We start from the raw sequence: 16,647 nt of genomic DNA, 5'->3' as shown, positions 1-16,647 counted from the left end.
GATGCCCCTAGGGCCACACCAGGCAGTACGGCTGATGCCCCGCCTCATGCAGCCGATGACTGAAGTCCTGCCACTCATGCAGCAGTTGATACACATTGAACGCGTCCCGTGGACCCCCGCGGTCCGGGACCGTCGACCAGATGAAGGCTGCCGCGCCGACCGCCTCCTCGCCGATGCCGCGGAGCGGGTCGACGACCGTCATGGGGAGTTTCACGACCGCGTAGTCGGGGTGCAGGACGACCAGTTCGAGCGGGGGCACCTTGTGCAGGGGGACGCCCTCGATGCCCGTCAGTACCATCGCGGCCATCGTCTCCGGCTTGATCTTGGTGAACATGCCGTTCATGCCGAGCTCGTCGCCGCCGAGTTCCTCGGGGCGCATCGAGATCGGGACGCGGGCCGCGGTCGCGCCGTCCGGCGCGCCGAAGTACTTGTACGTCACCCCCACCCGACCACCATTCCTGCTCGCCGCCCGGATCCGCTCCGGATCCGTCTGTCCGCCGCTCTGTGCCTGCCGTGCTTCTGCCGTTTCCTCCGCGTCGCGCCGGTGCCTTCCCCGCCGGGCACGTCGAGGACCCAGGTCATCAGTCCCCTCGCCCAGTCCGCCACCGCGATGCATATCTCCACCCGACTGCTTTTCTAGGACGCGCGGCCCCCGCCGCGCAACCCGATCATCGTGTCAGTGACCTCCCCCACGGCCGCTCGCCGAAACGTGCGCTGAAACACCTGTCCGCAGGATCTTGTACCAGCCCCCAGTTTCGCAGATCGCCCGGGGGAAGGGACTGGATGCCGGGTCAGTAGAGAGCGGGCTCACGGGCCCGAGGGCCCCCTGGCCTACCCTGAGGAGGTCACAGACAACCGGAGTCCGAGCAGTCGGAGAAGGTCGGAGAAGTCGCAGGACATGAGCTCACTGCCTTATTCATACGATGCGCCTGGGTCGCAGGCTCTGTTCGACCGTGCGGCGGCCGTCACGCCCGGCGGCGTGAACTCCCCGGTGCGCGCCTTCCGCGCCGTGGGCGGAACGCCCCGGTTCATGGTGTCCGGCAAGGGTGCGTATCTGACCGACGCCGACGGACGCGAGTACGTCGACCTCGTCTGCTCCTGGGGTCCCATGATCCTCGGGCACTCCCACCCGCAGGTCATCGCCGCGGTACAGGACGCCGTCTCGCGCGGCACCTCCTTCGGTACGCCGGGGGAGGGGGAGGTGGCCCTCGCCGAGGAGATGGTCGCCCGGATCGACCCCCTTGAGCAGGTGCGGCTCGTCTCCAGCGGCACCGAGGCGACCATGTCGGCCATCCGGCTCGCCCGCGGTTTCACCCGGCGCACCAAGGTGATCAAGTTCGCCGGCTGCTACCACGGCCATGTCGACTCGCTGCTGGCCGCCGCCGGCTCCGGCGTCGCCACCTTCGCGTTGCCCGACACTCCGGGCGTCACGGGAGCCCAGGCCGGCGACACCATCGTGCTGCCGTACAACGACCTCGAAGCCGTGCAGGAGGCCTTCCACCGGCACCCCGGGGAGGTCGCCTGCGTGATCACCGAGGCCTCGCCGGGCAACATGGGCGTCGTACCGCCGCAGCCCGGCTTCAACCAGGGGCTGAAGGACGCCTGCCAGGCCAATGGCGCCCTCTACATCTCGGACGAGGTCATGACCGGCTTCCGCACCAGCCGCGCCGGCTGGTTCGGTGTCGACGGTGTCGTGCCCGATCTCATGACCTTCGGCAAGGTCATGGGCGGCGGCTTCCCGGCCGCGGCCTTCGGCGGACGCGCGGACGTCATGGCGCACCTCGCCCCCGCCGGGCCCGTCTACCAGGCCGGCACCCTCTCCGGGAACCCGGTCGCGACGGCCGCCGGTCTCGCCCAGCTCCGGCTCCTCGACGCCGCCGCCTACGACAAGGTGAACGCGGTCTCGGAGCAGATCCAGACCCTGGTCACCGAGGCGCTCACCAAGGAGGGCGTCGCGCACCGGCTGCAGACCGCCTCCAACATGTTCTCGGTGTTCTTCACGGACCGGCCCGTGCGCAACTACGAGGACGCCAAGGCGCAGGAGTCCTTCCGCTTCACCGCCTTCTTCCACTCGCTGCTGGCGAACGGCGTCTATCTGCCGCCGTCCTCCTTCGAGTCCTGGTTCGTCTCCACCGCCCATGACGAGCGGGCCGTGCAGCAGATCGCCGACGCCCTTCCGGCGGCGGCCCGTGCGGCGGCGGAGGCGCAGGCATGAGCGTCGTGAACAGCGCCGACATCACCGTCGTCCACCTGATGCGGCACGGCGAGGTCGCCAACCCGGACGGCGTCCTGTACGGCCGGCTGCCCGGCTACCACCTCTCCGAGCTCGGACGGCAGATGGCCGACCGGGTCGCCGAGCACCTCGCGCCCCGGGACGTCACCTACGTGGTCTCCTCCCCGCTGGAGCGGGCGCAGGAGACCGCCACGCCGATCGCCAAGGCGCACGGCCTGGACATCGCCACCGACGAGCGGCTCATCGAGGCCGACAACGTCTTCCAGGGCAAGACCTTCGGCGTCGGCGACGGGGCGCTGCGTCAGCCCGCCAACTGGAAGCACCTCATCAACCCCTTCAAGCCGTCCTGGGGTGAGCCGTACTTCGAGCAGGTCGTACGGATGATGGCGGCGCTCGACGCCGCCAAGGACCGCGCCCGTGGTCACGAGGCGGTGCTGGTCAGCCATCAGCTGCCGATCTGGATCGTGCGGTCCTACGTCGAGAAGCGCCGCCTGTGGCACGATCCGCGTCGCCGCGAGTGCACCTTGGCGTCCCTGACGTCGTTCACGTACCAGGGCGACAAGATCGTGTCGGTCGGCTACTCCGAGCCCGCGATCGACCTGGTGCCCGCCCATCTCCGTGCGGGGGCGAAGCCGGTGAAGGGCAAGGACAAGGCATTCGGGGCATAAGCCAACCCTCGTACGGTTTCACGACATTTGTCGCGAAACACATGTGATTCACAGGAACCTCCCCTTCCGTCACGTCCTCTGACTGGGTGACCACCAGAGAACGTGACGAACGGGGATGCAATGCGCACTCTTACCCGAAGGGGAGCACTCGGACTCGGCGTCGCCGGGGCCGCCGCGGTCGGACTCGCCGGCTGCGGCAACCTCGACCCGTCAGACGGGTCGGCCCCCTCCGGGGGTTCCGCGGATCACCGCCCCGCCGGTGCCCAGCCGAAGCCGCGGGCCCGCCTGATCGGCGACGGCTCCACCTCGTACACCGGCAAGCAGCCGGAGCAGCCCGCCAGGCCCGTACCGCTGGAACCCGGCCAGACCCCGCCCCAGTTCGTCGTCTTCTCCTGGGACGGCGCGGGTGAGGTCGGCAACGGCCTCTTCCCGCGCTTCCTCGACCTCGCCGAGGAGCACGGCGCGCACATGACCTTCTTCCTCTCCGGGGTCTATCTGCTGCCGGAGAGCAAGAAGCGGCTCTACGACCCCCCGAACAACCTGCGCGGCGCCTCCGACATCGGCTACCTCACCGACGCGCACATCAAGGACACGCTGAAGAACGTCCACCGCGCCTGGCTCGACGGGCACGAGATCGGCACCCACTTCAACGGCCACTTCTGCGCCGGTTCCGGCTCGGTCGGCAACTGGACCCCGCAGCAGTGGCGCAGCGAGATCGACCAGGCGAAGTCGTTCGTGAAGGAGTGGCGGACGAACACCGGCTGGACCGATCTGCCGTCGCTGCCCTTCGACTACGACAAGGAGCTCGTCGGCGGCCGTACCCCCTGTCTGCTCGGCCAGGAGAACCTGCTGCCCGTCGCCCGCGACCTCGGCTGGCGCTACGACGCCTCCTCGCCCGGCGGCCGCCAGGTCTGGCCCACGAAGAAGGGGGGCCTGTGGGACCTGCCGCTCCAGCAGATACCTTTCCCCGGCCGCAGCTTCGAGGTCCTGTCGATGGACTACAACATGCTCGCCAACCAGTCCATCAACTCCACGAACGCCCCCGCCCACAACTACCCGGCCTGGCGCGAACAGTCGGCACAGGCCTACATATCAGGCTTCAAGCGGGTGTACGAGACAAATCGTGCACCCTTCTTCGTCGGCAACCACTTCGAGCAGTGGAACGGCGGTATCTACATGGACGCCGTCGAGGAGGCGCTGAAGCACATCGCGCGGGAGAAGGAGAAGGGCGAGGACGTACGGCTGGTCTCCTTCCGGCAGTTCGTGGACTGGCTGGACGTGCAGTCGCCGGAGGTGCTCGACAAGCTGCGCACGCTGGAGGTCGGACAGGCGCCCGCAGAAGGCTGGAAGCGCTTCTGAAATGCGGGTTCTCACGTGCAAGGGGGGCGCGCAAGATCCTCGGAACGGACATGCGAAACTTTTCACATGAGTGCAGCCAGTCGCGCCCCCCTGACCATCGCCGGTGCCGTCGTCACCGCGCTGCTGCTGTCAGCGTGCACCGCGGGCGGTAAGTCCGGGGGTTCGGGAGACACCGGGTTCGTCATGGGCGAGGACGGCATCGCGACCGTCAAGCGGGGGGAGCGGGACGCGGCCCCCGACCTGTCCGGCGACACCGTTGACGGCAAGCAGCTCGATGTCTCCACCTACGACGGCAAGGTCGTCGTACTGAACGTCTGGGGCTCCTGGTGCGCCCCCTGCCGCGCGGAGGCGCCGAACTTGGAGAAGGTCTACCAGGACCTGAAGGCGGAGGGTGTGCAGTTCGTCGGCATCAACACCCGGGACACCAGCACCAAGAACGCCCTCGCCTTCGAGAAGGAGTACGGCGTCACGTACCCGAGCCTGTACGACCCGACCGGCAAGCTGATGCTCCGCTTCGAGAAGGGCACGCTCAACCCGCAGGCGATCCCCTCCACGCTCGTCCTCGACCGGGAGGGAAACATCGCGGCCCGCTCGCTGGCCGCACTCAGCGAGGAGAAGCTGCGCAAGATGATCGACCCGGTCCTCGCGGAGAAGTGACGTGAGCGCCCTCACGACACTCGCCGCGGCCACCGACCCCAACCAGACGGTGATGAGCGGCGCACTGCTGATCGCCCTGCCCATCGCCATGCTCGGCGGTCTCGTCTCGTTCTTCTCCCCGTGCGTCCTGCCGCTCGTCCCCGGTTATCTGTCGTACGTCACCGGCGTCGCCGGCACCGACCTCGCCGCGGCCCGCCGCGGCCGGCTGATCGCGGGCGCCTCGCTCTTCGTGGTCGGCTTCACCGCCGTCTTCGTCTCCGGCGGCGCCCTGTTCGGCTACTTCGGCGACACCCTCCAGGAGCACAAGGCCGTCCTGTCCAAGGTGCTCGGCGTCCTCATGATCGCCATGGGTGTCTTCTTCATGGGCCTGATGCCGTGGATGACCCAGCGTGAGTTCCGCGTCCACAAGCGGCCCGTCACCGGTCTGGCCGGCGCCCCCTTCCTCGGCGCGCTGTTCGGTATCGGCTGGACGCCCTGCATCGGCCCGACCCTGACTTCTGTGATCGCCCTGTCCTACAACGAGGCGAGCGCGGGCCGGGGCGCCATACTGACCGTCGCCTACTGCCTCGGCCTCGGTCTGCCCTTCGTGGTCGCCGCGGTCGCCTTCCGCAAGGCGCTCGGTGCCTTCGCCTGGGTCAAGCGCCACTATGTCTGGGTGATGCGGATCGGCGGCACCATGATGATCGTGACCGGTCTGCTGCTGCTGACCGGCGCCTGGGACAGCATGGTGTCGCAGATGCAGAGCTGGTCCAACGGCTTCACTGTGGGGATCTGACCGATGAGCAACATGACAACCGACCGCGCCGACGAGCAGGACCTCGGCGCCGCCGGCTCCCAGCTCTCCACCGCCCCCAAGGAGGAGCTGTCCGGCGGCCTCCCCACCATGGGCGTCATCGGCTGGGCCCGCTGGTTCTGGCGCCAGCTGACCTCGATGCGGGTCGCCCTGCTGCTTCTGCTGCTCCTCGCGCTCGGCGCGATCCCCGGCTCGCTCATCCCGCAGACCGGCAACGACGAGAGGAAGGTCGCCAACTTCCGCGACAAGCACGAGATCCTCGCGCCGATCTACGACAAGCTCGGCCTCTTCAACGTCTACAGCTCGGTGTGGTTCTCCGCGGTCTACATCCTGCTGTTCATCTCCCTCATCGGCTGCATCGTGCCCCGCACCTGGCAGTTCGTGGGCCAGCTGCGCGGCCGCCCGCCGGGTGCGCCGAGGCGGCTGACCCGGCTGCCCGCGTACACGACCTGGCGCACCGAGGCCGAGCCCGAGCAGGTCCGCGAGGCGGCCCTCGCCCTGCTGAAGAAGAAGCGCTTCCGCGCGCATGTCGCCGGTGACGCGGTCGCCGCCGAGAAGGGCTATCTGCGCGAGGTCGGCAACCTCCTCTTCCATGTCGCGCTCATCGTGATGCTGATCGCCTTCGCCTGGGGCCAGCTGTTCAAGATGGAGGGCAACAAGCTGATCGTCGAGGGCGACGGCTTCTCCAACACCCTCACCCAGTACGACGACTTCAAGTCCGGCACCCTCTTCAGCACCGACGAACTGACGCCGTTCTCCTTCAACCTGAAGGCCTTCACGGGCACCTACGAGCCCACCGGCCCCAGCAGGGGCACGCCGCGCACCTTCCAGGCTTCCCTCACCTATGCCAAGGGCGCCTACGGCAAGGACAAGCCGACGATCGTCAAGGTCAACGAGCCGCTGGAGATCGACGACTCGAAGGTCTACCTCACCGCCCACGGCTACGCCCCCGTCGTCACCGTCCGGGACGGCAAGGGCAAGGTCGTCTTCAGCGACGCCGTACCGCTGCTGCCGCTCGACTCCTATGTCACCTCCTCCGGTGTGGTCAAGGTCTACGACGGCTACAAGAACGCCAAGGGAGTGAGCGAACAGCTCGCCTTCAAGGCCTTCTTCCTGCCCACCTACACCGCCGGCAGCGAGGTCTCGTCCAGCTTCCCCGCGCTGATCAACCCGGTGCTGAACCTGGAGCCGTACTACGGCGACCTCGGTGTCAACTCGGGCATCCCGCAGAGCGTGTACCAGCTCGACAAGAAGAACATGAAGGGCTTCAAGAACTCCAAGGGCAAGCAGCTGCGGGAGAACCTGCGCCCCGGGGAGACCATGAAGCTGCCGAACGGTGCCGGCTCGATCACCTACGAGGGCACCAAGGAGTGGGCGAACTTCCAGATCACCCAGCAGCCCGCGAGCGGCTGGGCACTGGCCGGTTCCCTCGTCGCGATCTTCGGCCTCGCCGCCTCCCTGTTCATCCAGCGCCGCCGGGTGTGGGTGCGGGCGGTCAAGGGCGCCGACGGGGTGACCGTCGTGGAGATGGCCGGGCTCGGCCGCAGCGAGTCCGCCAAGGTGCCCGAGGAACTCGGCGACCTCGCCGGGATCCTGTACGAACATGCGGCGCCCGGTGCGCCCGAACCCGACCCCGAACCCGACCCCGCTGTACCTGCCGAAGGGGCTGAGAAGTGACTCTCGCCGCCGCAACCAACGAAAGCCTCGCGAGTCTCAGCAATACGCTGATCTACTCCGCGATGGCCGTCTACACCCTGGCCTTCTTCGCGTACATCGCCGAATGGCTCTTCGGCAGCCGCAGCAAGGTCGGTCGCACCGCCGCCGCGCTCACCACGGCGAAGAAGGCCGCCGCCGCTCCCGCGGTCACGGTGAAGAAGGCCGGCGGCACCGCCGTACTGGAGCGGCCGAAGGTCGTCGTCCGGGCCGCGACCGGCACCCGCGATGTGCCCGACGGTCCCGGCGCGCACGGCGGGGACGAGCGGGGCGACCTCTACGGCCGTATCGCCGTGTCGCTCACGGTGCTCGCCTTTCTCATCGAGTTCGGCGGTGTGCTCACCCGGGCCCTGTCGGTGCAGCGGGCGCCGTGGGGCAACATGTACGAGTTCAACCTCACCTTCTCCACGGTCGCCGTCGGTGTGTACCTCACGCTGCTCGCGCTGAAGAAGAACGTGCGCTGGCTCGGGCTGTTCCTGACCACTTCGGTCCTCCTCGATCTCGGTCTTGCCGTCACTGTCTTGTACACCGCCAGTGACCAGTTGGTTCCCGCCCTTCACTCGTACTGGCTGTACATCCACGTCTCCACGGCGATCCTGTGCGGCGCGGTCTTCTACCTCGGCGCGGTCTCCACGCTGCTGTACCTCTTCAAGGACTCCTACGAGGACAAGCTCGCCAACGGCGGCACCCCCGGCCGCTTCGCGAACTCCGTCCTGGACCGGCTGCCCGCCGCGGCCTCCCTCGACAAGTTCTCCTACCGCGTCAATGCCGCCGTCTTCCCGCTGTGGACGTTCACGATCATCGCGGGCGCGATCTGGGCGGGCGACGCCTGGGGCCGCTACTGGGGCTGGGACCCCAAGGAGACCTGGTCGTTCATCACCTGGGTCGCCTACGCGTGCTACCTGCACGCCCGCGCCACGGCCGGCTGGAAGGGCCGCAAGGCCGCCTACCTGGCCCTGGTCGCCTTCGGCTGCTGGCTGTTCAACTACTACGGCGTCAACATCTTCGTCTCCGGCAAGCACTCCTACGCCGACGTGGGCCTGGGGGCGCTCCAGTCCGTCGGCTTCTGAGGTCCGTAACCGCGTGCGGAAGCTCCCCCCAAGGGTCAGGCTGGTGTCATGACCGGATCCATCGAACAGGGCACCAGCCAGACCCATGGGACCAGGCACATCCTGCACTTTCTGGTGCGCCTCCCGAGGCCCATGGAGACGGTCTGGCCGGCGCTCGCGACCCCGGAGGGGCTGGCCGGGTGGTTCACCGGCGTCGATGTTCTCGAACCCCGGCTCGGCGGGATCGTCGCGCTGCGTGGCCTGGGAGCCGGGCAGGTCACGGCCTGGGATGTGGACCGGGTCGCCGAGTACACGGTCGAGGGCGGCGGCCGGATCCGCTTCCATCTGGAGCGCGACGGCGACGAGGGCAGCGCCCTCCGCTTCACCCATGAGTTCGAGGGCGAGGAAGAGCCGGAGGAGCGCTGGCGGGCTCGATTCGAACGATTGATCGACCTTCTCGGCGGCGCCTAGGACGTTCGGCAGGCACTCCTTCCCCGGCGGCTTCCCCTCCGGCCGGGCTGTCCTCACGAACCGGGCGTGGCCCTCGGGCGTGAGCTCCACGATCGGTACGGCCTTGTCGTACGGGTTGCCGTGCACGTCCAGGCAGATCCAGCGAGCCCGGCCGGATCGGTGCCGAACAGTGCTCCGCGCCCATGCAAAACTCTGCCCACCGCATATCCCCTGGCGCGGTCCCCGTCGATCCGCCCGTGCTTCCACCGCTGCTGTTCACGCGTGAGGTCTGTCAACGCCAGGGTAAGAAGGGGGAGTTGGTGCGGACTGGATCGCGTGGCGTCCGTTGCGATACGAAAGTGTCGGCGCACGACCTGAAATGCGACGTTGGCCTCGCGCCATGACCCGTACGACACCTCCCCCTCCGGCCGACATAGCCGCCGTCTTCCCGGAGTTGGCGCCGCTCGCCCGCACCTGCGTCCGGCTGCATCCGCGTCCCGCCGAGCCCACGGTGGCGGACAGCTCGGTCGGCGGACCCCTGCTGTGGCCGGCCGACGAATCCTGGCCCACCTGTCCGGAGCAGACGGGCCCCTGGCTGGTCGGCTACGACCCAGGCGACCTGCGCCGACAGCGCCGGATCCTGACCGAGGGCTGGGCCCGCCCGCGCTTCAAGGGGAAGGACTTCCTCACCCCAGAGGAGCGGGCCTTTGTCCAGGGCCTCGGCTACACGGGCGTACGCAAGCCCCTGGACGGCCAGGTCCCCCCTGCTCTCCCCGTCCTCCAGCTCTACGCCCGTGACGTCCCGTCCCTGCCCCGCCCGGAGGGCACCGATCTGCTCCAGGTGCTGTGGTGCTCCTTCGAGCACGGCGAGGACTGCATGCCGGGTGTCCAGTTGCGCCGGCGGACGGCCGCCGACGTGGGGGAGGTGCATGACGAGCAGTGGCCGCCCGTGGTGAGCGAGGACGGGTATCTGCCCGAGCCGTGTCTGCTGCCTCCGGAGCCGGCGGTCGAGTACCCGGCCAGGCACGAGCTCGACGAGGACCTCCACCAGCGCATCCTCACCTGGGAGGAGGGCAGCCCGTACGACTACCAGTCGGGCCTGGCCGTCGCCCCCGGCTGGAAGCTCGGCGGCTACGGCAACTGGAGCTTCTGCGACCCCTGGCCGATGAACTGCGAGGAGTGCGACCCAGGAGTTGAGCATCGGAGCGCGTGCTTCTGAGTACGCGTGCTCAGGGCGCGGCGGTCGCCGGTGGCGAGAGTGGGGGCAGACCGGAAAACCGACCCACAGGAGACCATCGTGTCCATGCCCCGCAGGTTCCAGGCCCTCGCAGTCGCCGCCGGGGTGGCCGCGGCCCTGGCGCTCACCGGATGCTCCGGATGGGAGTACCGGGAGGACATCTGCAGCAGTGGCGAGTACCCCGTGATGACGGTGAACGGCACGGGTTCGGCCTGCGTCGCGAACGGCGACGAGCCCCCCGCGGGCTATGTGCGCTACCCCGAGGGCAAGGTCCCCAAGCAGGTCGACGACAAGTGGGACGTGTACTGGCGCACCCACACCCTCGACAAGAACGGCGACATCATCGACGCCCCCTGACCGAACGAAAATGGTGACCGCCACGTCTGAGTCATCGGAATCATGAGGAAGGGGACCGATGAGATCGGTAGTTGTGCTGGCCGGGATGACGGTGGTGGCCCTGGGAGCAGTCGGGTGCACCGCGTCGGACGGGGGCGGGGAGCCGGAGTCCGGGGGAGCGGCGGCGTCCTGCGCTTACGTCATCGACTACGACGGCCGCAGCTACACGGACGTGGCCAACATCGACTACAAGCGGGGGGAGGAGCTGGGCACGGCGACCCAGCCGCCGTGCGACGACACCCCGGGCGACGGCGACGACGGCTCTCCCGTGCAGGAGACCACGGCGTACCGGATCGAGGGCCTGGACCCCGATGTGGCCATCGCGGTGGGGGACGCCCCGGACGACCTCATCTTCGTCGCCACCCGTCCGAACGGTGAACTGCCGCCCGAGGTGGAACGACTCGCGCGGTCGAAGTGAACGTCCGAGCCCCCTCCGGCGTCACAGTGCTGACGCGCAGGAATGGAGGGGGACATGAAGCACCGGATCTGGATCGCCGGGGCCGCCGACAGCGGTGGTGGAAGAGCTCCAGCAGCGGGGGCAGCCGGTAAGAGGTCAGCGACTCCATGGTGCCGACGACGAGCGAGCCCGTCGGCTCCTCCGCCGCCGTCACCGCGGCCCGTGCCTCCTCGGCGAGCTCGATGATCTGCCGGGCGTACGGCAGCAGCCGCTCACCCGCCTGCGTCAGCCGGATCCGGCCGCCGAGCCGGTCGAACAGCTCGGTGCCGAGGGAGGATTCCAGGGCGCGGATCTGACTGGTGACACTGGACTGCGCGTACGCCGGCTCGGCCGCCGCCCGGGTGAAGCTGAGGACGGTCGCGACCTTCTCGAAGGTGACGAGCAGCCGCAGCTCCATGTCAGGGCTCGTCCCGCTTGTTCTTGTCGTCGTCGTCCAGGGACTTCAGGAACTCGGGGTTGTCGTCGGGGGCGACCCAGTGACGGGACCGGTTCGTCCGTACCCCCGACCAGCCCTCCGCCGCAGGCGCCCGCTTCTTGCCCGCGATCAGCCACGAGATCGACCCGACGAGCGGGAAGAGCAGCACGAGGATCGCCCACAGCGGCTTGGGGATGTGACGGATGTCCTCGTCCTTGGTGCTGATGCAGTCGATGAACGCGTAGATGCTCAACGCCAGAGGTACGAGGAAAAACAGCACCCGGAGCATGGTCCCTCCCGCGAGATGGTGGTCGGGGCCGCGATCACAGCCCCCAGGTACAGGGCCAGGGTAGCCGCTCGGGGATACTTGACCCCATGGCTTACGACGATCTTCGTTCCCTGCTCAGGGCACTGGAACGCGAAGGCGACCTCAAGCGCGTCAAGGCTGAGGTCGATCCGTATCTGGAGGTCGGGGAGATCGTCGACCGGGTGCAGAAGGCGGGTGGCCCGGCACTGCTCTTCGAGAACGTGAAGGGCTCCTCGATGCCCCTCGCGATGAACGTCTTCGGCACCGACCGCCGGCTGCTGAAGGCCCTCGGCCTGAAGTCGTACGGCGAGATCAGCGAGAAGATCGGCGGGCTGCTCAGGCCCGAGCTGCCGCACGGCTTCGTCGGTGTGCGGGAGGCCTTCGGCAAGCTCGGCGCGATGGCCCACGTACCGCCGAAGAAGGTCAAGTCCGGTGACGCGCCGGTGCAGGAGGTAGTCCTCACCGGGGACGACGTGGATCTCGACCGGCTTCCCGCCCTGTTCACCTGGCCCAAGGACGGCGGCTCCTTCTTCAACCTGGGGCTCACCCACACCAAGGACCCGGAGTCCGGGGTCCGCAACCTCGGTCTGTACCGGCTCCAGCGCCACGACAAGCGCACGATCGGGATGCACTGGCAGATCCACAAGGACAGCCGGAACCACTACCAGGTCGCCGCGCGCAGGGGCGAGCGGCTGCCGGTCGCCATCGCCTTCGGCTGTCCCCCGGCCGTCACCTACGCCTCCACCGCCCCGCTGCCCGGTGACATCGACGAGTACCTGTTCGCCGGGTTCCTCGCGGGCAAGCGGATCGAGATGGTCGACTGCAAGACGGTCCCGCTCCAGGTCCCGGCGCAGGCGGAGGTCGTGATCGAGGGCTGGCTTGAGCCCGGCGAGATGCTGCCGGAGGGCCCCTTCGGCGACCACACCGGGTTCTACACCCCGCAGGAGCCGTTCCCCGCCCTGAAGATCGACTGTGTGACGATGCGGAAGCGTCCGCTGCTCCAGTCGATCGTCGTAGGCCGCCCTCCGACGGAGGACGGACCCCTGGGTCGTGCGACGGAGCGCTTCTTCCTCCCCCTGCTGAAGATCATCGTCCCGGACATCGTGGACTACCACCTGCCCGAGGCCGGCGGCTTTCACAACTGCGCGATCGTCTCGATCGACAAGAAGTACCCCAAGCACGCGCAGAAGGTGATGCACGCGATCTGGGGGGCGCACATGATGTCGCTGACCAAGCTGATCGTGATCGTCGACGCCGACTGCGATGTCCACGATCTGCACGAGGTCGCCTGGCGGGCCCTCGGCAACACCGACTACGCCCGTGACCTCAGCGTCGTGGAAGGTCCCGTCGACCATCTCGACCACGCCTCCTACCAGCAGTTCTGGGGCGGCAAGGCGGGCATCGACGCGACGGAGAAGTGGCCCGAGGAGGGCTACACACGCGACGGGGGCTGGCCGGACATGGTGGAGTCGGATCCGGAGACGGCGGCGACGGTCGACCGCCGCTGGAAGGAGTACGGACTGTGAGCAGCGCGTCAGCCGCTCTCCCGCAGCCGGGACGCACCAAGGCGTTTCTGCGCCTGGTCATGATCGAGCACTCCGTCTTCGCCCTGCCCTTCGCCTACATCGCCGCCCTCACCGCGATGTTCCAGTGGGACAAGAACATCCACTGGGGCCGGCTGCTGCTCGTCACCGTCTGCATGGTCGGCCTGCGCACCTTCGCCATGGCCGTGAACCGGATCATCGACCGCGAGATCGACGCCCGTAACCCCCGGACGGCCCACCGCGAGCTGGTGACCGGCGCGATGTCGGTGAAGCACGCCTGGACGGGCGCGCTGATCGCGGTGGTGATCTTCCTGGGCTCGGCAGCGGCACTGAACCCGCTCTGCCTGGCCCTGGCCCCGGTGGCCGTGATCCCGATGGTGATCTACCCCTACGGCAAGCGGTTCACGAACTACCCGCAGGCCATCCTCGGTCTCGCCCAGGCGATGGGCCCGGTGGGCGGCTGGCTGGCGATCACCGGCGAGTGGTCCTGGGACGCGGTGATCCTGGGCCTGGCGGTGGGCATCTGGATCGGCGGCTTCGATCTGATCTACGCCTGCCAGGACGTGGAGGCCGACCGGGAGACCGGCGTCATGTCGGTCCCCGCCCGCTTCGGCATCCCGGCGGCGATCCAGGGCGCGAGGGTCTGCCACGCGCTGACGACAGCCCTGCTCATCTGGTACGCGGTGGCGACCGACGCGGGCGCGTTCTTCTGGCTCGGCCTGATGATCGTCGCGGGCGCCTTCGTCTACGAGCACAACATCGTCCGCCCGCACGACCTGTCCCGCCTCAACAGGGCGTTCTTCAGCGTCAACGGCTTTATCGGCATCGCCCTGTTCGGCTGCGCGCTGCTGGACCTCCTGGTGCGGGGGCTGACCGTCTGACCGTCCCGTCCACCGGTACGCTCAAGATGTGAACGCAGGAGAATCGCAGCGCGTGCCTTGGATCGTGGGGGTGTCCGGAGCTTCCGGGACGCCGTACGCGGCTGCTGTGCTGCGTGCTCTGCTGGCGGCGGGGGAGAGCGTCGACCTGGTGGTGAGCAGGGCCTCGCGGCTCACCCTGCTCGACGAGACCGGGATCTCCTTCCGGGACGCGCACTGGGAGGACGACCTGCGGGAATGGCTGTCCCGGGGGGCGGACGGAAAGCCGGGCACCTTCGATGTGGACACCGAGGGGGTACGGCACTGGAGTGCCGGGGATCTCGCGGCCGGGCCGTCCTCCGGCTCGTATCCCACGAAGGGCATGCTCATCGTGCCGGCGTCCACCGCCGCGGTCGCGGGCGTCGCGCTCGGGCTGTCCAAGGACCTGCTGCAGCGGACCGCGAGCGTGACCCTGAAGGAGGGCCGCAAGCTGGTCGTCGCCGTTCGGGAGACCCCTTTGAACGGCCAGACGCTGCGGCATCTGGTCACCCTCGACGACGCGGGAGCCACCGTCGTACCCGCCTCGCCCGCCTTCTACGCCGGGGCCACCCACATCCAGGACCTGGTGGACTTCGTCGCCGGACGCGTTCTCGACGCGGCGGGCGTGGAGCACCGGCTCTACCGCCGCTGGAAGGGCGACCTCGGCGGCGCACGCACCACCTGAGCACCACTTCAGGACTCATCGACCTTTTCAGATCGTTTCAGCGGAAGGCTTCGAATCGCATGGACGCGGTGGACAGGCAGCTCATCCAGGCCCTGAGGGAGAACGGCCGGGCCTCCTACGCGGAGCTGGGGCGCCTCGTCGGCCTGTCGGGACCCAGTGTCACCGACCGCATCAACCGGCTGGAGGCGGCCGGGGTCATCACCGGCTACCGCGCCACCGTCGACGCCGCCTCCCTCGGCCTCGGGGTCACCGCCCTGATCGGCATCTCGCTCTCCGACGCGGCCGACCACGAGGACGTGGCGCAGCGGATGAAGGAGCTCACCGAGATCGAGGACTGCTGGTTCATCGCCGGCGACGACTCGTTCATGCTCAAGGTGCGGGCGAACGACGTGGACGGCCTGGAGAAGATCATCCGGCGGCTCAGCGGGACGAAGGGCGTGTCCCGGACCCGTACGACCATCGTGCTCTCCACGAAGTGGGAGAACCGGGTCGGGGAACTGCCGGAAGAGGCGTAGGCCGCAGGCCGTATGGGGGTCCCCCCGCCCGAAGAGTGGGGGAGTACGGTTTATCCAGTCGGTCGAGGAGAGGTTTACGCATGGACGTCGGGCTCAAGCGCGAGCTGGAGCAGAAGGTCAGGGCCGGTGAGCGGCTGACCCGCGAGGACGGCATCGCGCTGTACGAGTCGGACGACCTGGCCTGGCTCGGCGGGCTCGCCCACGAGGTGCGGACCCGCAAGAACGGCGACGTGGTCCACTTCAACGTCAACCGTCACCTCAACATGACCAACGTGTGCACGGCGTCCTGCGCCTACTGCTCCTTCCAGCGCAAGCCGGGGGAGAAGGACGCGTACACGATGCGCATCGAGGAGGCGGTGAAGCTCGCCAAGGCGATGGAGTCGGAGAACCTCACCGAGCTGCACATCGTCAACGGGCTGCACCCGAACCTGCCGTGGCGCTACTACCCGCGCTCGCTGCGGGAGCTGAAGGCGGCGCTCCCTCATGTGTCCCTGAAGGCCTTCACGGCGACGGAGATCCACCACTTCGAGACGATCAGCGGTCTGTCGGCCTCGGAGATCCTCGACGAGCTGATCGACGCGGGGTTGGAATCCCTGACCGGCGGTGGCGCGGAGATCTTCGACTGGGAGGTCCGTCAGCACATCGTGGACCACCGGACGCACTGGGAGGACTGGTCGCGCATCCACCGTCTGGCGCACGAGAAGGGTCTGAAGACCCCGTGCACCATGCTGTACGGCCACATCGAGGAGCCGAAGCACCGCGTCGACCACGTCCTGCGCCTGCGTGAGCTCCAGGACGAGACGAACGGCTTCCAGGTCTTCATCCCGCTGCGCTACCAGCACGACTTCGTGGACATGCAGGACGGCAAGGTCCGCAACCGGCTCCAGGCGCGCACGCAGATGGCGACGGGGGCGGAAGCGCTGAAGACCTTCGCGGTGTCGAGGTTGTTGTTCGACAACGTCCCGCACGTCAAGGTCTTCTGGGTCATGCACGGCGTCCAGACGGCCCAGCTCGCGCTTCAGCACGGCGCCGACGACATGGACGGTTCGGTGGTCGAGTACAAGATCACCCACGACGCGGACAACTACGGCACGCCGAACAAGCTCACGCGTGAGGATCTGCTGGACCTGATCCGGGACGCGGGCTTCCGGCCGGTGGAGCGGAACACGCGGTACGAGATCATCCGCGAGTACGAGGGCCCGGACCCGGAGCGCCGCGAGTCCCCTCAGCCGATGCGGGTGTGAAGTCGGGTCGTACTTCGGCTGCGGGCGTG

General features: G+C 68.5%; 19 protein-coding genes. 16 read left to right on the top strand and 3 right to left on the bottom strand.

Annotation, left to right across the window (positions count from 1 at the left end):
• Nucleotides 1-7 precede the first annotated feature (7 nt).
• On the bottom strand, nt 8-616 hold the full coding sequence (locus RMT89_RS26640) for a hypothetical protein (protein WP_315886321.1): 609 nt from the start codon (nt 614-616) through the stop codon (nt 8-10).
• A 282-nt stretch (nt 617-898) separates the two neighbouring features.
• On the opposite strand from RMT89_RS26640, the gene hemL reads away from it, so the two are divergent.
• The 11 genes from hemL (at nt 899) to RMT89_RS26585 (ending at nt 10,973) form a co-directional block, all read left to right on the top strand.
• Nucleotides 899-2,215, top strand: coding sequence for a glutamate-1-semialdehyde 2,1-aminomutase (hemL, locus tag RMT89_RS26635; protein WP_315886320.1), 1,317 nt, complete (start codon nt 899-901; stop codon nt 2,213-2,215).
• Complete coding sequence (locus RMT89_RS26630; protein WP_315886319.1) at nt 2,212-2,901, top strand: histidine phosphatase family protein; 690 nt, start codon at nt 2,212-2,214, stop codon at nt 2,899-2,901. The genes hemL and RMT89_RS26630 overlap by 4 nt, the downstream gene beginning before the upstream one ends.
• A gap of 120 nt (nt 2,902-3,021) precedes the next feature.
• Nucleotides 3,022-4,260 (top strand): hypothetical protein, encoded by a 1,239-nt coding sequence (locus RMT89_RS26625; protein WP_315886318.1) that lies wholly within the window; start codon nt 3,022-3,024, stop codon nt 4,258-4,260.
• A gap of 66 nt (nt 4,261-4,326) precedes the next feature.
• Nucleotides 4,327-4,917 carry a TlpA disulfide reductase family protein gene (locus RMT89_RS26620; protein ID WP_315886317.1) on the top strand — a complete coding sequence of 197 codons (591 nt, stop codon included), beginning with the start codon at nt 4,327-4,329 and terminating at the stop codon, nt 4,915-4,917.
• 1 nt (nt 4,918) lies between these two features.
• Nucleotides 4,919-5,692, top strand: a complete 774-nt coding sequence (locus RMT89_RS26615) for a cytochrome c biogenesis protein CcdA (protein ID WP_315886316.1) — start codon at nt 4,919-4,921, stop codon at nt 5,690-5,692.
• 3 nt (nt 5,693-5,695) lie between these two features.
• The gene (locus RMT89_RS26610) at nt 5,696-7,387 is read left to right on the top strand and encodes a cytochrome c biogenesis protein ResB (protein WP_315886315.1); all 1,692 of its coding nucleotides are present in this window, start codon (nt 5,696-5,698) and stop codon (nt 7,385-7,387) included.
• Nucleotides 7,384-8,493: a c-type cytochrome biogenesis protein CcsB gene (ccsB, locus tag RMT89_RS26605; protein WP_315886314.1), complete on the top strand. Its 1,110-nt coding sequence runs from the start codon at nt 7,384-7,386 to the stop codon at nt 8,491-8,493. The genes RMT89_RS26610 and ccsB overlap by 4 nt, the downstream gene beginning before the upstream one ends.
• Before the next feature lie 48 nt (nt 8,494-8,541).
• Nucleotides 8,542-8,943 (top strand): SRPBCC domain-containing protein, encoded by a 402-nt coding sequence (locus RMT89_RS26600; protein WP_315886313.1) that lies wholly within the window; start codon nt 8,542-8,544, stop codon nt 8,941-8,943.
• 379 nt (nt 8,944-9,322) lie between these two features.
• Complete coding sequence (locus tag RMT89_RS26595) at nt 9,323-10,141, top strand: hypothetical protein (protein WP_315886312.1); 819 nt, start codon at nt 9,323-9,325, stop codon at nt 10,139-10,141.
• Between the two features lie 84 nt (nt 10,142-10,225).
• Nucleotides 10,226-10,516 carry an SCO0607 family lipoprotein gene (locus RMT89_RS26590; protein ID WP_315886311.1) on the top strand — a complete coding sequence of 97 codons (291 nt, stop codon included), beginning with the start codon at nt 10,226-10,228 and terminating at the stop codon, nt 10,514-10,516.
• A 58-nt stretch (nt 10,517-10,574) separates the two neighbouring features.
• On the top strand, nt 10,575-10,973 hold the full coding sequence (locus tag RMT89_RS26585; RefSeq protein WP_315886310.1) for a DUF6281 family protein: 399 nt from the start codon (nt 10,575-10,577) through the stop codon (nt 10,971-10,973).
• Here RMT89_RS26585 and RMT89_RS26580 read toward each other — a convergent pair.
• A complete protein-coding gene (locus RMT89_RS26580; protein ID WP_315886309.1) occupies nt 10,903-11,409 on the bottom strand; it encodes a LysR family transcriptional regulator in 507 nt (168 codons plus the stop codon). The two genes, RMT89_RS26585 and RMT89_RS26580, sit on opposite strands and share 71 nt — an antisense overlap.
• Before the next feature lies 1 nt (nt 11,410).
• On the bottom strand, nt 11,411-11,716 hold the full coding sequence (locus RMT89_RS26575) for a PLD nuclease N-terminal domain-containing protein (RefSeq protein WP_315886308.1): 306 nt from the start codon (nt 11,714-11,716) through the stop codon (nt 11,411-11,413).
• Between the two features lie 86 nt (nt 11,717-11,802).
• On the opposite strand from RMT89_RS26575, the gene RMT89_RS26570 reads away from it, so the two are divergent.
• The 5 genes from RMT89_RS26570 (at nt 11,803) to mqnE (ending at nt 16,618) form a co-directional block, all read left to right on the top strand.
• Nucleotides 11,803-13,260, top strand: coding sequence for a menaquinone biosynthesis decarboxylase (locus RMT89_RS26570; protein WP_315886307.1), 1,458 nt, complete (start codon nt 11,803-11,805; stop codon nt 13,258-13,260).
• Nucleotides 13,257-14,159 (top strand): menaquinone biosynthesis prenyltransferase MqnP, encoded by a 903-nt coding sequence (mqnP, locus tag RMT89_RS26565; protein WP_315886306.1) that lies wholly within the window; start codon nt 13,257-13,259, stop codon nt 14,157-14,159. Before RMT89_RS26570 ends, mqnP begins: the two co-directional genes overlap by 4 nt.
• A gap of 52 nt (nt 14,160-14,211) precedes the next feature.
• A complete protein-coding gene (locus tag RMT89_RS26560; RefSeq protein WP_315886305.1) occupies nt 14,212-14,859 on the top strand; it encodes a UbiX family flavin prenyltransferase in 648 nt (215 codons plus the stop codon).
• A gap of 59 nt (nt 14,860-14,918) precedes the next feature.
• On the top strand, nt 14,919-15,374 hold the full coding sequence (locus RMT89_RS26555; RefSeq protein ID WP_315886304.1) for an Lrp/AsnC family transcriptional regulator: 456 nt from the start codon (nt 14,919-14,921) through the stop codon (nt 15,372-15,374).
• Nucleotides 15,375-15,454: 80 nt separating this feature from the next.
• The gene (mqnE, locus tag RMT89_RS26550) at nt 15,455-16,618 is read left to right on the top strand and encodes an aminofutalosine synthase MqnE (protein WP_315886303.1); all 1,164 of its coding nucleotides are present in this window, start codon (nt 15,455-15,457) and stop codon (nt 16,616-16,618) included.
• The last annotated feature ends 29 nt before the right edge of the window (nt 16,619-16,647 follow it).

Source organism: Streptomyces sp. P17 (genome assembly GCF_032436805.1).
Classification (GTDB): domain Bacteria; phylum Actinomycetota; class Actinomycetes; order Streptomycetales; family Streptomycetaceae; genus Streptomyces.
This window is presented reverse-complemented; position numbering and strand designations above follow the sequence as displayed.

Bases quoted from the DNA above. Each gene is read 5' to 3' on its own strand.
- RMT89_RS26640 (WP_315886321.1), bottom strand. From the start codon at position 616: ATGCATCGCGGTGGCGGACTGGGCGAGGGGACTGATGACCTGGGTCCT.
- hemL (WP_315886320.1), top strand. From the start codon at position 899: ATGAGCTCACTGCCTTATTCATACGATGCGCCTGGGTCGCAGGCTCTG.
- RMT89_RS26630 (WP_315886319.1), top strand. From the start codon at position 2,212: ATGAGCGTCGTGAACAGCGCCGACATCACCGTCGTCCACCTGATGCGG.
- RMT89_RS26625 (WP_315886318.1), top strand. From the start codon at position 3,022: ATGCGCACTCTTACCCGAAGGGGAGCACTCGGACTCGGCGTCGCCGGG.
- RMT89_RS26620 (WP_315886317.1), top strand. From the start codon at position 4,327: ATGAGTGCAGCCAGTCGCGCCCCCCTGACCATCGCCGGTGCCGTCGTC.
- RMT89_RS26610 (WP_315886315.1), top strand. From the start codon at position 5,696: ATGAGCAACATGACAACCGACCGCGCCGACGAGCAGGACCTCGGCGCC.
- RMT89_RS26600 (WP_315886313.1), top strand. From the start codon at position 8,542: ATGACCGGATCCATCGAACAGGGCACCAGCCAGACCCATGGGACCAGG.
- RMT89_RS26595 (WP_315886312.1), top strand. From the start codon at position 9,323: ATGACCCGTACGACACCTCCCCCTCCGGCCGACATAGCCGCCGTCTTC.
- RMT89_RS26590 (WP_315886311.1), top strand. From the start codon at position 10,226: ATGCCCCGCAGGTTCCAGGCCCTCGCAGTCGCCGCCGGGGTGGCCGCG.
- RMT89_RS26585 (WP_315886310.1), top strand. From the start codon at position 10,575: ATGAGATCGGTAGTTGTGCTGGCCGGGATGACGGTGGTGGCCCTGGGA.
- RMT89_RS26580 (WP_315886309.1), bottom strand. From the start codon at position 11,409: ATGGAGCTGCGGCTGCTCGTCACCTTCGAGAAGGTCGCGACCGTCCTC.
- RMT89_RS26575 (WP_315886308.1), bottom strand. From the start codon at position 11,716: ATGCTCCGGGTGCTGTTTTTCCTCGTACCTCTGGCGTTGAGCATCTAC.
- RMT89_RS26570 (WP_315886307.1), top strand. From the start codon at position 11,803: ATGGCTTACGACGATCTTCGTTCCCTGCTCAGGGCACTGGAACGCGAA.
- RMT89_RS26555 (WP_315886304.1), top strand. From the start codon at position 14,919: ATGGACGCGGTGGACAGGCAGCTCATCCAGGCCCTGAGGGAGAACGGC.
- mqnE (WP_315886303.1), top strand. From the start codon at position 15,455: ATGGACGTCGGGCTCAAGCGCGAGCTGGAGCAGAAGGTCAGGGCCGGT.